The following is a 16173-nucleotide window of genomic DNA, read 5'->3' as shown; positions in this document are numbered from 1 at the left end:
TGCGAAGCTTCATGCGCGAGCATCGCAATGTCAGAAATCCCAGCCGAGGACTCCTCGCCGCCCTCCAGGGCACGTGCGTCGGCTACTGAGCGATAACCCAGCAGTTGGGTTGCGTCAGCGGTCTGGCTACGCGCCTCGCTCTAGGAGCGCACCACCCTTGAGTCCCGCGATGGTCTCACACTCTGGAACGTGGGCCCCCGGCGACAACCACGGCTACCGCCCTCCATGAGGATGACCAGCATCACATTGAAAGCCAAATTCGCCGCGTCACGGCGGGCTTACCTGGAGCGCGTCGGGTGCGTAAGTTAATAATCACGCGCGACGCATTGCGAGGCTGTTGCTTTCATGCCTCGTCTTCGCAGATAGGGCTGAGTTTGGCTCCAGTTGGCTCCCTGCGACTGTCGATCTACGCGAAGCAATGACCATCTCGCGGACGGAGTGCATCAGGGTAAAAGCCGTAAAATTCCGGAGTCGCCTCGCAAGGAGTGGCGCAAGAGCCCCCTTCTTCTTGATTTTGATGCATTAATCATTAAATGCGGCGTATAAATAAATAAATAGACTGACGCTTTAATTTAAAATAGGTTTGATTTAATCCGGGAGTGGATGATCGTGACGCTTCTTGGCCACGGTGGTCGCTTCTGAAGTGGCGAATATTGCAAAATCAATAATTGCCAAACGTGGCGGCCAAGCACTGGCCACGATGGGCAAGGGGGGGTACCGCTAGATCTTTCGCGTAACTTGGCAGCAGTTGATGGAGCTGCGGTCGGCGGACCTATCGCCGTTCGAGCGAGCGCTACCAATTTGCGTGAATTGATTTTGCGGCGACGCTCTCTGCTCTGCATTGGCAGGCGAGGTTGCGAATGACGTGCACGCATTTTGTAGCAATGTTCACTCGGGCGCGGGAAATTTCGAATTCTTCTCCGTCAATTTTCGATTTTTCGATCCAGCCAAGTTTGCGGTTTGCAAACATGGCAGCTGTCGGGCGCTCGACCGTGCACACGACATTCGCTCGCAAGCTCGGAGCGGCTCTAGCCCTAAACAGGCTTGAGCGGCACGAAGCGCTGAGCAGGACGATAGGCATGCTGAGTAGCTCGGCATCTTTCTTCAGCAGCATAGGCAAGGCAACGGCCGATCATCCCCGCGCCATTGTGCAATTTGTGCCGGTCCGTGAATGCGGACGGCGCATCATCCAGAGGATTTAAGCTATGGCGACGCAGGCAACGGGCGGCGGCAGCACGGTTTCGTTCGGCAATACTCCGCAAGCCAACACGGACATTTTCTCGTTTGCGGAAGACGCCAGCAACATTCTCATCTTGAACGTGCTGGCAAATGATCTTGGGGGCGCGGCCAAGACGCTGTTCTCCCTGGACGATGGAATGAGCTCCTCCGCGTCCACCAAAAACTACGCACCAGCGGACTTACTGGTCAAAGATGTAGCGTACAGCAGCGATGCCGCCGGAATGGCCGCAACCGGTGACCGCAGCGCCCTCGGTGCACGCATCTGGATCGAAGCGGACGGCACCGTTCATTACGACAAGGGCGACATCAACGTTCAGCTTCAGGCGCTGGCGACCGGGCAAACGCTGACTGACACGTTCACCTACGCGATCCAGCTGGGCAATGGCACGCTCAGTTGGGCGACCGTGACACTCCAGTTCAATGGGGCAAACGACTCGGTCTTCATCACATCGAGTCCGCAGAGCGGTTCGGTGGTCGAAGACGCGAATGCCACACCCGATGTCTCGGATTCGCAGAGCGCGGCCGGCACTATCAGTTTCAACGACGCCGATCTCAACGACACGCATTCGGCCTCGTTCGCAGCAGCTTCTTCTAACACCACTTCACTCGGCACTTTCTCGCTCGACCCTGTCAACGAGGCGCCCAATGCCGCCAACGGCGCGGTGCAGTGGCACTACAATTTGAACAACGCGGCTGCGCAGTACCTCGCTGCAGGCCAAACCGTCGCCGAGAGTTTCGTGGTGACGATCAATGATGGCCACGGCTCGACAGCCACCCAGACGGTGACGGTCACGATCACCGGCACCAACGACATCGTGTCGATCACCTCGGGTGTCCAGAGCGGCGCGGTGGTGGAGGACGCCCCGTCGACGCCAAGTCTGTCGGATTCCCTGGCTACGGCCGGGAGCATCAGCTTTAACGACGTAGATCTGAGCGATGGGCATACCGCGACGTTTGTCGCCGGGGCCGGCAACACTACCGCGCTCGGCACGTTCTCGCTCGATCCGGTGAGCGAGGCGGCCAATGCTGCCAACGGGTCGGTGCAGTGGCACTACGCCTTGAACAGCGCGGCTGCGCAGTACCTCGCCGAGGGCCAGAGCGTGACCGAGAGCTTCGTGGTGACGATCAATGATGGCCACGGCTCGACAGCCACCCAGACGGTGACGGTCACGACCACCGGCACCAACGACATCGTGTCGATCACCTCGGGTGTCCAGAGCGGCTCGGTGGTGGAGGACGCCCCGGCGACTCCGGATCCGTCGGATTCCCTGACGACAGCCGGCACCATCAGCTTTACCGACGTGGATCTGAGCGACGGGCATACCGCGACGTTTGTCGCCGCGCCAGCCAACACCTCCGCGCTCGGCACCTTCTCGCTTGATACGGTGAGCGAGGGCGCCAACACTGCTAGCGGCTCGGTGCAGTGGCACTACAACTTGAACAACGCGGCCGCGCAATACCTCGCTGCGGGCCAGAGCGTGGTCGAGCACTACGCCGTGACAGTGAGCGACGGCCAAGGCTCGACGGTCACTCAGGACGTCGCCATCACCATAGCTGGTGCGAATGACGTCGTTAGCGTCACCTCTGGTGTTCAGGCCGGCACAGTGGTCGAGGATGCCCCGGCGACGCCGGACCCGTCGGATTCTCTGACCGCAGCCGGCACGGTCAGCTTCACTGACGTGGATCTAAGCGACGGGCATACCGCCACATTCGTCGTTGCGCCAGCCAACACGACTGCGCTCGGCACCTTCTCGCTTGGTCCGGTGAGCGAGGCGGCAAATGCCGCCAACGGGTCGGTGCAGTGGCACTACAACCTTGACAACGTGGCCGCGCAGCACCTCGCTGCGGGCCAGAGCGTGACCGAGAGCTTTGTCGTTACTGTCAATGATGGTCATGGCTCAACGGCCACCCAGACCGTGACGATCACGCTGACCGGCACCAACGACACGCCGGTTGCGGTTGCCGACACCAACAGCGGTCTGGAAGACAGCACCATCACGGGCTCTGTGGCGACCAACGACAGCGACGTGGATGACGGCGCGACGCTGACCTATGCGCAGACCAGCGCGGTCGCCGGCCTGACGATCAACGCGGACGGCAGCTACAGCTTCGAGGCGTCGAATGCGGCCTACCAGCACCTGGCCGAGGGCGCGACGCAGGTCGTGGTTGCGAATTACACGGTCACCGACGAGCATGGCGCCAGCGCCCCCTCGACGCTGACGATCACGCTGACCGGCACCAACGACACGCCGGTTGCGGTTGCCGACACCAACAGCGGTCTGGAAGACAGCACCATCACGGGCTCTGTGGCGACCAACGACAGCGACGTGGATGACGGCGCGACGCTGACCTATGCGCAGACCAGCGCGGTCGCCGGCCTGACGATCAACGCGGACGGCAGCTACAGCTTCGAGGCGTCGAATGCGGCCTACCAGCACCTGGCCGAGGGCGCGACGCAGGTCGTGGTTGCGAATTACACGGTCACCGACGAGCATGGCGCCAGCGCCCCCTCGACGCTGACGATCACGCTGACCGGCACCAACGACACGCCGGTTGCGGTTGCCGACACCAACAGCGGTCTGGAAGACAGCACCATCACGGGCTCTGTGGCGACCAACGACAGCGACGTGGATGACGGCGCGACGCTGACCTATGCGCAGACCAGCGCGGTCGCCGGCCTGACGATCAACGCGGACGGCAGCTACAGCTTCGAGGCGTCGAATGCGGCCTACCAGCACCTGGCCGAGGGCGCGACGCAGGTCGTGGTTGCGAATTACACGGTCACCGACGAGCATGGCGCCAGCGCCCCTCGACGCTGACGATCACGCTGACCGGCACCAACGACACGCCGGTTGCGGTTGCCGACACCAACAGCGGTCTGGAAGACAGCACCATCACGGGCTCTGTGGCGACCAACGACAGCGACGTGGATGACGGCGCGACGCTGACCTATGCGCAGACCAGCGCGGTCGCCGGCCTGACGATCAACGCGGACGGCAGCTACAGCTTCGAGGCGTCGAATGCGGCCTACCAGCACCTGGCCGAGGGCGCGACGCAGGTCGTGGTTGCGAATTACACGGTCACCGACGAGCATGGCGCCAGCGCCCCCTCGACGCTGACGATCACGCTGACCGGCACCAACGACACGCCGGTTGCGGTTGCCGACACCAACAGCGGTCTGGAAGACAGCACCATCACGGGCTCTGTGGCGACCAACGACAGCGACGTGGATGACGGCGCGACGCTGACCTATGCGCAGACCAGCGCGGTCGCCGGCCTGACGATCAACGCGGACGGCAGCTACAGCTTCGAGGCGTCGAATGCGGCCTACCAGCACCTGGCCGAGGGCGCGACGCAGGTCGTGGTTGCGAATTACACGGTCACCGACGAGCATGGCGCCAGCGCCCCCTCGACGCTGACGATCACGCTGACCGGCACCAACGACACGCCGGTTGCGGTTGCCGACACCAACAGCGGTCTGGAAGACAGCACCATCACGGGCTCTGTGGCGACCAACGACAGCGACGTGGATGACGGCGCGACGCTGACCTATGCGCAGACCAGCGCGGTCGCCGGCCTGACGATCAACGCGGACGGCAGCTACAGCTTCGAGGCGTCGAATGCGGCCTACCAGCACCTGGCCGAGGGCGCGACGCAGGTCGTGGTTGCGAATTACACGGTCACCGACGAGCATGGCGCCAGCGCCCCCTCGACGCTGACGATCACGCTGACCGGCACCAACGACACGCCGGTTGCGGTTGCCGACACCAACAGCGGTCTGGAAGACAGCACCATCACGGGCTCTGTGGCGACCAACGACAGCGACGTGGATGACGGCGCGACGCTGACCTATGCGCAGACCAGCGCGGTCGCCGGCCTGACGATCAACGCGGACGGCAGCTACAGCTTCGAGGCGTCGAATGCGGCCTACCAGCACCTGGCCGAGGGCGCGACGCAGGTCGTGGTTGCGAATTACACGGTCACCGACGAGCATGGCGCCAGCGCCCCCTCGACGCTGACGATCACGCTGACCGGCACCAACGACACGCCGGTTGCGGTTGCCGACACCAACAGCGGTCTGGAAGACAGCACCATCACGGGCTCTGTGGCGACCAACGACAGCGACGTGGATGACGGCGCGACGCTGACCTATGCGCAGACCAGCGCGGTCGCCGGCCTGACGATCAACGCGGACGGCAGCTACAGCTTCGAGGCGTCGAATGCGGCCTACCAGCACCTGGCCGAGGGCGCGACGCAGGTCGTGGTTGCGAATTACACGGTCACCGACGAGCATGGCGCCAGCGCCCCTCGACGCTGACGATCACGCTGACCGGCACCAACGACACGCCGGTTGCGGTTGCCGACACCAACAGCGGTCTGGAAGACAGCACCATCACGGGCTCTGTGGCGACCAACGACAGCGACGTGGATGACGGCGCGACGCTGACCTATGCGCAGACCAGCGCGGTCGCCGGCCTGACGATCAACGCGGACGGCAGCTACAGCTTCGAGGCGTCGAATGCGGCCTACCAGCACCTGGCCGAGGGCGCGACGCAGGTCGTGGTTGCGAATTACACGGTCACCGACGAGCATGGCGCCAGCGCCCCCTCGACGCTGACGATCACGCTGACCGGCACCAACGACACGCCGGTTGCGGTTGCCGACACCAACAGCGGTCTGGAAGACAGCACCATCACGGGCTCTGTGGCGACCAACGACAGCGACGTGGATGACGGCGCGACGCTGACCTATGCGCAGACCAGCGCGGTCGCCGGCCTGACGATCAACGCGGACGGCAGCTACAGCTTCGAGGCGTCGAATGCGGCCTACCAGCACCTGGCCGAGGGCGCGACGCAGGTCGTGGTTGCGAATTACACGGTCACCGACGAGCATGGCGCCAGCGCCCCCTCGACGCTGACGATCACGCTGACCGGCACCAACGACACGCCGGTTGCGGTTGCCGACACCAACAGCGGTCTGGAAGACAGCACCATCACGGGCTCTGTGGCGACCAACGACAGCGACGTGGATGACGGCGCGACGCTGACCTATGCGCAGACCAGCGCGGTCGCCGGCCTGACGATCAACGCGGACGGCAGCTACAGCTTCGAGGCGTCGAATGCGGCCTACCAGCACCTGGCCGAGGGCGCGACGCAGGTCGTGGTTGCGAATTACACGGTCACCGACGAGCATGGCGCCAGCGCCCCCTCGACGCTGACGATCACGCTGACCGGCACCAACGACACGCCGGTTGCGGTTGCCGACACCAACAGCGGTCTGGAAGACAGCACCATCACGGGCTCTGTGGCGACCAACGACAGCGACGTGGATGACGGCGCGACGCTGACCTATGCGCAGACCAGCGCGGTCGCCGGCCTGACGATCAACGCGGACGGCAGCTACAGCTTCGAGGCGTCGAATGCGGCCTACCAGCACCTGGCCGAGGGCGCGACGCAGGTCGTGGTTGCGAATTACACGGTCACCGACGAGCATGGCGCCAGCGCCCCCTCGACGCTGACGATCACGCTGACCGGCACCAACGACACGCCGGTTGCGGTTGCCGACACCAACAGCGGTCTGGAAGACAGCACCATCACGGGCTCTGTGGCGACCAACGACAGCGACGTGGATGACGGCGCGACGCTGACCTATGCGCAGACCAGCGCGGTCGCCGGCCTGACGATCAACGCGGACGGCAGCTACAGCTTCGAGGCGTCGAATGCGGCCTACCAGCACCTGGCCGAGGGCGCGACGCAGGTCGTGGTTGCGAATTACACGGTCACCGACGAGCATGGCGCCAGCGCCCCCTCGACGCTGACGATCACGCTGACCGGCACCAACGACACGCCGGTTGCGGTTGCCGACACCAACAGCGGTCTGGAAGACAGCACCATCACGGGCTCTGTGGCGACCAACGACAGCGACGTGGATGACGGCGCGACGCTGACCTATGCGCAGACCAGCGCGGTCGCCGGCCTGACGATCAACGCGGACGGCAGCTACAGCTTCGAGGCGTCGAATGCGGCCTACCAGCACCTGGCCGAGGGCGCGACGCAGGTCGTGGTTGCGAATTACACGGTCACCGACGAGCATGGCGCCAGCGCCCCCTCGACGCTGACGATCACGCTGACCGGCACCAACGACACGCCGGTTGCGGTTGCCGACACCAACAGCGGTCTGGAAGACAGCACCATCACGGGCTCTGTGGCGACCAACGACAGCGACGTGGATGACGGCGCGACGCTGACCTATGCGCAGACCAGCGCGGTCGCCGGCCTGACGATCAACGCGGACGGCAGCTACAGCTTCGAGGCGTCGAATGCGGCCTACCAGCACCTGGCCGAGGGCGCGACGCAGGTCGTGGTTGCGAATTACACGGTCACCGACGAGCATGGCGCCAGCGCCCCCTCGACGCTGACGATCACGCTGACCGGCACCAACGACACGCCGGTTGCGGTTGCCGACACCAACAGCGGTCTGGAAGACAGCACCATCACGGGCTCTGTGGCGACCAACGACAGCGACGTGGATGACGGCGCGACGCTGACCTATGCGCAGACCAGCGCGGTCGCCGGCCTGACGATCAACGCGGACGGCAGCTACAGCTTCGAGGCGTCGAATGCGGCCTACCAGCACCTGGCCGAGGGCGCGACGCAGGTCGTGGTTGCGAATTACACGGTCACCGACGAGCATGGCGCCAGCGCCCCTCGACGCTGACGATCACGCTGACCGGCACCAACGACACGCCGGTTGCGGTTGCCGACACCAACAGCGGTCTGGAAGACAGCACCATCACGGGCTCTGTGGCGACCAACGACAGCGACGTGGATGACGGCGCGACGCTGACCTATGCGCAGACCAGCGCGGTCGCCGGCCTGACGATCAACGCGGACGGCAGCTACAGCTTCGAGGCGTCGAATGCGGCCTACCAGCACCTGGCCGAGGGCGCGACGCAGGTCGTGGTTGCGAATTACACGGTCACCGACGAGCATGGCGCCAGCGCCCCCTCGACGCTGACGATCACGCTGACCGGCACCAACGACACGCCGGTTGCGGTTGCCGACACCAACAGCGGTCTGGAAGACAGCACCATCACGGGCTCTGTGGCGACCAACGACAGCGACGTGGATGACGGCGCGACGCTGACCTATGCGCAGACCAGCGCGGTCGCCGGCCTGACGATCAACGCGGACGGCAGCTACAGCTTCGAGGCGTCGAATGCGGCCTACCAGCACCTGGCCGAGGGCGCGACGCAGGTCGTGGTTGCGAATTACACGGTCACCGACGAGCATGGCGCCAGCGCCCCCTCGACGCTGACGATCACGCTGACCGGCACCAACGACACGCCGGTTGCGGTTGCCGACACCAACAGCGGTCTGGAAGACAGCACCATCACGGGCTCTGTGGCGACCAACGACAGCGACGTGGATGACGGCGCGACGCTGACCTATGCGCAGACCAGCGCGGTCGCCGGCCTGACGATCAACGCGGACGGCAGCTACAGCTTCGAGGCGTCGAATGCGGCCTACCAGCACCTGGCCGAGGGCGCGACGCAGGTCGTGGTTGCGAATTACACGGTCACCGACGAGCATGGCGCCAGCGCCCCCTCGACGCTGACGATCACGCTGACCGGCACCAACGACACGCCGGTTGCGGTTGCCGACACCAACAGCGGTCTGGAAGACAGCACCATCACGGGCTCTGTGGCGACCAACGACAGCGACGTGGATGACGGCGCGACGCTGACCTATGCGCAGACCAGCGCGGTCGCCGGCCTGACGATCAACGCGGACGGCAGCTACAGCTTCGAGGCGTCGAATGCGGCCTACCAGCACCTGGCCGAGGGCGCGACGCAGGTCGTGGTTGCGAATTACACGGTCACCGACGAGCATGGCGCCAGCGCCCCTCGACGCTGACGATCACGCTGACCGGCACCAACGACACGCCGGTTGCGGTTGCCGACACCAACAGCGGTCTGGAAGACAGCACCATCACGGGCTCTGTGGCGACCAACGACAGCGACGTGGATGACGGCGCGACGCTGACCTATGCGCAGACCAGCGCGGTCGCCGGCCTGACGATCAACGCGGACGGCAGCTACAGCTTCGAGGCGTCGAATGCGGCCTACCAGCACCTGGCCGAGGGCGCGACGCAGGTCGTGGTTGCGAATTACACGGTCACCGACGAGCATGGCGCCAGCGCCCCCTCGACGCTGACGATCACGCTGACCGGCACCAACGACACGCCGGTTGCGGTTGCCGACACCAACAGCGGTCTGGAAGACAGCACCATCACGGGCTCTGTGGCGACCAACGACAGCGACGTGGATGACGGCGCGACGCTGACCTATGCGCAGACCAGCGCGGTCGCCGGCCTGACGATCAACGCGGACGGCAGCTACAGCTTCGAGGCGTCGAATGCGGCCTACCAGCACCTGGCCGAGGGCGCGACGCAGGTCGTGGTTGCGAATTACACGGTCACCGACGAGCATGGCGCCAGCGCCCCCTCGACGCTGACGATCACGCTGACCGGCACCAACGACACGCCGGTTGCGGTTGCCGACACCAACAGCGGTCTGGAAGACAGCACCATCACGGGCTCTGTGGCGACCAACGACAGCGACGTGGATGACGGCGCGACGCTGACCTATGCGCAGACCAGCGCGGTCGCCGGCCTGACGATCAACGCGGACGGCAGCTACAGCTTCGAGGCGTCGAATGCGGCCTACCAGCACCTGGCCGAGGGCGCGACGCAGGTCGTGGTTGCGAATTACACGGTCACCGACGAGCATGGCGCCAGCGCCCCTCGACGCTGACGATCACGCTGACCGGCACCAACGACACGCCGGTTGCGGTTGCCGACACCAACAGCGGTCTGGAAGACAGCACCATCACGGGCTCTGTGGCGACCAACGACAGCGACGTGGATGACGGCGCGACGCTGACCTATGCGCAGACCAGCGCGGTCGCCGGCCTGACGATCAACGCGGACGGCAGCTACAGCTTCGAGGCGTCGAATGCGGCCTACCAGCACCTGGCCGAGGGCGCGACGCAGGTCGTGGTTGCGAATTACACGGTCACCGACGAGCATGGCGCCAGCGCCCCCTCGACGCTGACGATCACGCTGACCGGCACCAACGACACGCCGGTTGCGGTTGCCGACACCAACAGCGGTCTGGAAGACAGCACCATCACGGGCTCTGTGGCGACCAACGACAGCGACGTGGATGACGGCGCGACGCTGACCTATGCGCAGACCAGCGCGGTCGCCGGCCTGACGATCAACGCGGACGGCAGCTACAGCTTCGAGGCGTCGAATGCGGCCTACCAGCACCTGGCCGAGGGCGCGACGCAGGTCGTGGTTGCGAATTACACGGTCACCGACGAGCATGGCGCCAGCGCCCCCTCGACGCTGACGATCACGCTGACCGGCACCAACGACACGCCGGTTGCGGTTGCCGACACCAACAGCGGTCTGGAAGACAGCACCATCACGGGCTCTGTGGCGACCAACGACAGCGACGTGGATGACGGCGCGACGCTGACCTATGCGCAGACCAGCGCGGTCGCCGGCCTGACGATCAACGCGGACGGCAGCTACAGCTTCGAGGCGTCGAATGCGGCCTACCAGCACCTGGCCGAGGGCGCGACGCAGGTCGTGGTTGCGAATTACACGGTCACCGACGAGCATGGCGCCAGCGCCCCCTCGACGCTGACGATCACGCTGACCGGCACCAACGACACGCCGGTTGCGGTTGCCGACACCAACAGCGGTCTGGAAGACAGCACCATCACGGGCTCTGTGGCGACCAACGACAGCGACGTGGATGACGGCGCGACGCTGACCTATGCGCAGACCAGCGCGGTCGCCGGCCTGACGATCAACGCGGACGGCAGCTACAGCTTCGAGGCGTCGAATGCGGCCTACCAGCACCTGGCCGAGGGCGCGACGCAGGTCGTGGTTGCGAATTACACGGTCACCGACGAGCATGGCGCCAGCGCCCCCTCGACGCTGACGATCACGCTGACCGGCACCAACGACACGCCGGTTGCGGTTGCCGACACCAACAGCGGTCTGGAAGACAGCACCATCACGGGCTCTGTGGCGACCAACGACAGCGACGTGGATGACGGCGCGACGCTGACCTATGCGCAGACCAGCGCGGTCGCCGGCCTGACGATCAACGCGGACGGCAGCTACAGCTTCGAGGCGTCGAATGCGGCCTACCAGCACCTGGCCGAGGGCGCGACGCAGGTCGTGGTTGCGAATTACACGGTCACCGACGAGCATGGCGCCAGCGCCCCCTCGACGCTGACGATCACGCTGACCGGCACCAACGACACGCCGGTTGCGGTTGCCGACACCAACAGCGGTCTGGAAGACAGCACCATCACGGGCTCTGTGGCGACCAACGACAGCGACGTGGATGACGGCGCGACGCTGACCTATGCGCAGACCAGCGCGGTCGCCGGCCTGACGATCAACGCGGACGGCAGCTACAGCTTCGAGGCGTCGAATGCGGCCTACCAGCACCTGGCCGAGGGCGCGACGCAGGTCGTGGTTGCGAATTACACGGTCACCGACGAGCATGGCGCCAGCGCCCCCTCGACGCTGACGATCACGCTGACCGGCACCAACGACACGCCGGTTGCGGTTGCCGACACCAACAGCGGTCTGGAAGACAGCACCATCACGGGCTCTGTGGCGACCAACGACAGCGACGTGGATGACGGCGCGACGCTGACCTATGCGCAGACCAGCGCGGTCGCCGGCCTGACGATCAACGCGGACGGCAGCTACAGCTTCGAGGCGTCGAATGCGGCCTACCAGCACCTGGCCGAGGGCGCGACGCAGGTCGTGGTTGCGAATTACACGGTCACCGACGAGCATGGCGCCAGCGCCCCCTCGACGCTGACGATCACGCTGACCGGCACCAACGACACGCCGGTTGCGGTTGCCGACACCAACAGCGGTCTGGAAGACAGCACCATCACGGGCTCTGTGGCGACCAACGACAGCGACGTGGATGACGGCGCGACGCTGACCTATGCGCAGACCAGCGCGGTCGCCGGCCTGACGATCAACGCGGACGGCAGCTACAGCTTCGAGGCGTCGAATGCGGCCTACCAGCACCTGGCCGAGGGCGCGACGCAGGTCGTGGTTGCGAATTACACGGTCACCGACGAGCATGGCGCCAGCGCCCCCTCGACGCTGACGATCACGCTGACCGGCACCAACGACACGCCGGTTGCGGTTGCCGACACCAACAGCGGTCTGGAAGACAGCACCATCACGGGCTCTGTGGCGACCAACGACAGCGACGTGGATGACGGCGCGACGCTGACCTATGCGCAGACCAGCGCGGTCGCCGGCCTGACGATCAACGCGGACGGCAGCTACAGCTTCGAGGCGTCGAATGCGGCCTACCAGCACCTGGCCGAGGGCGCGACGCAGGTCGTGGTTGCGAATTACACGGTCACCGACGAGCATGGCGCCAGCGCCCCCTCGACGCTGACGATCACGCTGACCGGCACCAACGACACGCCGGTTGCGGTTGCCGACACCAACAGCGGTCTGGAAGACAGCACCATCACGGGCTCTGTGGCGACCAACGACAGCGACGTGGATGACGGCGCGACGCTGACCTATGCGCAGACCAGCGCGGTCGCCGGCCTGACGATCAACGCGGACGGCAGCTACAGCTTCGAGGCGTCGAATGCGGCCTACCAGCACCTGGCCGAGGGCGCGACGCAGGTCGTGGTTGCGAATTACACGGTCACCGACGAGCATGGCGCCAGCGCCCCCTCGACGCTGACGATCACGCTGACCGGCACCAACGACACGCCGGTTGCGGTTGCCGGTCATACGCTCAACTACACGGAAAACCACGCCGCCACCGCGATCGACCCGGCGCTGACGGTGTCAGACGTCGACAACGCCAATCTCGTCTCGGCGACGGTGCAGATCACCGGCAATTACGTCAATGGCCAGGATGTGCTGGGCTTTACCAACCAGAACGGCATCACCGGATCGTTCAACGCGGCGACCGGGATGCTCACTTTGACCGGGTCATCCAGCGTCGCGAACTACCAGACCGCGCTGGACTCGGTAACCTACTTCAACACCAGTGATAACCCGTCGGGCCTGGCGCGCACTGTCACCATCATCACCAATGACGGGGCCGCCAACAGCGTGGCCGTGACAGACATGATCAATGTGACGCCGGTGAACGACGCACCGGCGCTGGCGACGACCAGCACGCTGGCCTACACCGAGAACCAGGCTGCGACGGCGATCAACACGGCGCTGACGGTCACCGACGCGGACAACCCGACGCTCACCAGCGGCACGGTATCGATCACGGCAAACTTCGTCTCGGGGCAGGACATTCTGGCCTTTACCAATGTCCCCGCAACCATGGGCAACATCGCCGGCTCCTACAACGGCGCTACCGGGGTCATGACCCTAACTTCGGCCGGCGGCACGGCAACGCTGGCGCAGTGGCAGGCGGCGGAGCGTGCGGTGACCTATGCCAACAGCAGCGACAATCCGTCGACGCTGGCGCGTACCGTGACCTATACGGTGGACGACGGCCAGGGCGTCAATCACGCCAGCAACGGGCTGACGAGCACCATCAACATCACGGCAGTGAACGACGCACCGGCGCTAGCGACGACCAGCGCGCTGGCCTACACCGAGAACCAGGCTGCGACGGCGATCAACACGGCGCTGACGGTCACCGACGCGGACAACCCGACGCTCACCAGCGGCACGGTATCGATCACGGCAAACTTCGTCTCGGGGCAGGACATTCTGGCCTTTACCAATGTCCCCGCAACCATGGGCAACATCGCCGGCTCCTACAACGGCGCTACCGGGGTCATGACCCTAACTTCGGCCGGCGGCACGGCAACGCTGGCGCAGTGGCAGGCGGCGGAGCGTGCGGTGACCTATGCCAACAGCAGCGACAATCCGTCGACGCTGGCGCGTACCGTGACCTATACGGTGGACGACGGCCAGGGCGTCAATCACGCCAGCAACGGGCTGACGAGCACCATCAACATCACGGCGGTGAACGACGCACCGGTGAACACTGTTCCTGCTACTTCGGTGAATGCGGGCAATGGATCGGGCACGGCGACTTTTTCGGGAGCAAGCCTCATCAGCATTAGTGATGTGGACGCCGGAAGCGGCAGCGTTACCGTGTCACTATCCCTTGGCGCTTCGGCCCAATCTCTAACCGGTATTCTTACACTTGCTACGACTACCGGCCTCACATTCAACGCCGGAGCCAATGCTACAAAGGCCATGACGTTCACGGGCACAATCACCGATATCAATAACGCCCTGAATGGCATGGTATTCAGTAACGGTTCAAATAATAGTACCCGAACACTGACGATTACAACCAACGACAACGGAAATTCCGGCTCAGGCGGAAGCCATACCGATGTTGACACCGTCTCGGTCGTAAAGGGAAATGGGTCTACCCCCATTACGCCGGCCGGCACTGCCGGAGAGGCGATCAACTTAGCTCTTCCGGATCAGTCGTTAGATCACTTGGTTGCCGTCACGGCTAACATTTCCGGTATTCCCTCTGGATGGATATTGAGCGAGGGAGCCGTTAACAGCGACGGTAGCTGGACCGTGGTGACCAATGACATCGCATCGCTCGCAATTACCTCACCCTCGAATTATACGGGTGCATTGGTGCTCAACGTGACGGAGACCTGGACCAATACTGACGGTAGCACCGGGTCCGCAATTGCCATCGATAACGTCGAAGCCTATGCGCCGGGATCGCCGATCTTCGCGCTCTCAGGGGACGACAACCTGACTGGCTCGAGCGGCCACGACATGTTTGTGTTCTCGCAGCCGATCGGTCATGACGTGATCTATAGCTTCGACGCGACCTCGGATCGGATCGATCTGATCGGCTATGCCAACTTCACCGGCTTTGGCGACATCCAGGCGCACATGGCCAACGATGCTGCCGGCAATGCGGTGATCACGCTCGCCGATGGCCAGTCGATCACGCTAAATGGGGTCGACGCCTCATCGCTCACGGCAAGCGACTTCATCTTCGATCAAACGCCGGTCACTGAAAACGCCGGCCACATGGTGATCAGCGACGGCGCGATCCTACCGCTCTCCGGTGTCATCGACAACACCGGCACGATGGAGTTGAACTCGACAGGCGACGAGACAGACCTTCAGCTGATCGAGCATGGCATCACACTGCAGGGCGGCGGCCATGTCGACCTTTCGGACAGCAGCGAGAACGTGATCACCGGAACGGTCTCGGACGTCACGCTGACGAACGTGGACAACACGATCTCCGGCGCCGGCCATCTCGGAGATGGGGTGATGGTGCTGGTCAACGAAGGCACGATCATCGCCACCGGCACCAATGCACTCGACATCGATACCGGATCTAACGCCGTGACCAACACCGGAACGCTCGAGGCAACAGGAACCGGTGGACTGGAAGTCCACAGCGACCTCATCAACACCGGCGTGTTGTGGGCCAATGGCGGCAACGTCACAATCGATGGCAATGTCAGCGGTAACGGAACGGCTCAGATTAGCGGTTCGGCCACACTCGAATTCGGAGCGGCTTCATCTGCGAATGTAGCGCTTGATGCCCAAGCGACCGGGACAATCGTGCTCCATGACTCCTTCGACTTTAGCGGGGTCGTGTCCGGATTTAACGGGGATGACCACCTGGATCTCCTCGATGTGGCATTCGGGGCCGGCACGACCGCGAGCTATGTCGCAAACCAGGCCGGTACGGGAGGAACCCTGTCGGTGACCGACGGAGTCCATACCGCCAATATTACCCTGTTGGGCCAGTACGACCCCGCGGGCTTCCAAACCGAGGCAGACAAGAACACGGGAACGCTCATCAGCTACCACGACCATCTGGCCTGATGC

At 64.4% G+C, this 16173-nt stretch carries 6 protein-coding genes; all 6 read left to right on the top strand.

What is annotated here, in order from left to right; translation table 11 throughout:
* The first annotated feature begins 1205 nt into the window (after positions 1-1205).
* From AB3L03_RS08295 to AB3L03_RS08270, 6 genes are read left to right on the top strand one after another with little or no spacing between them, the layout of a single operon-like run.
* Positions 1206-4058, top strand: coding sequence for a VCBS domain-containing protein (locus tag AB3L03_RS08295; RefSeq protein ID WP_368508425.1), 2853 nt, complete (start codon positions 1206-1208; stop codon positions 4056-4058).
* Positions 4055-5557 carry a VCBS domain-containing protein gene (locus AB3L03_RS08290; protein WP_368509024.1) on the top strand — a complete coding sequence of 501 codons (1503 nt, stop codon included), beginning with the start codon at positions 4055-4057 and terminating at the stop codon, positions 5555-5557. The genes AB3L03_RS08295 and AB3L03_RS08290 overlap by 4 nt, the downstream gene beginning before the upstream one ends.
* Entirely contained in the window at positions 5554-7956 is a 2403-nt protein-coding gene (locus AB3L03_RS08285) for a VCBS domain-containing protein (protein WP_368509023.1), read from the top strand. Before AB3L03_RS08290 ends, AB3L03_RS08285 begins: the two co-directional genes overlap by 4 nt.
* A complete protein-coding gene (locus tag AB3L03_RS08280) occupies positions 7953-9155 on the top strand; it encodes a VCBS domain-containing protein (protein WP_368509022.1) in 1203 nt (400 codons plus the stop codon). The genes AB3L03_RS08285 and AB3L03_RS08280 overlap by 4 nt, the downstream gene beginning before the upstream one ends.
* Positions 9152-10054 (top strand): VCBS domain-containing protein, encoded by a 903-nt coding sequence (locus tag AB3L03_RS08275; protein WP_326956064.1) that lies wholly within the window; start codon positions 9152-9154, stop codon positions 10052-10054. Before AB3L03_RS08280 ends, AB3L03_RS08275 begins: the two co-directional genes overlap by 4 nt.
* Positions 10051-16170, top strand: coding sequence for a VCBS domain-containing protein (locus AB3L03_RS08270; protein WP_368509021.1), 6120 nt, complete (start codon positions 10051-10053; stop codon positions 16168-16170). The genes AB3L03_RS08275 and AB3L03_RS08270 overlap by 4 nt, the downstream gene beginning before the upstream one ends.
* Positions 16171-16173: the final 3 nt, after the last annotated feature.

The organism is Bradyrhizobium lupini (assembly GCF_040939785.1).
In the GTDB taxonomy this organism is placed as follows: domain Bacteria; phylum Pseudomonadota; class Alphaproteobacteria; order Rhizobiales; family Xanthobacteraceae; genus Bradyrhizobium; species Bradyrhizobium canariense_D.
This window is presented reverse-complemented; position numbering and strand designations above follow the sequence as displayed.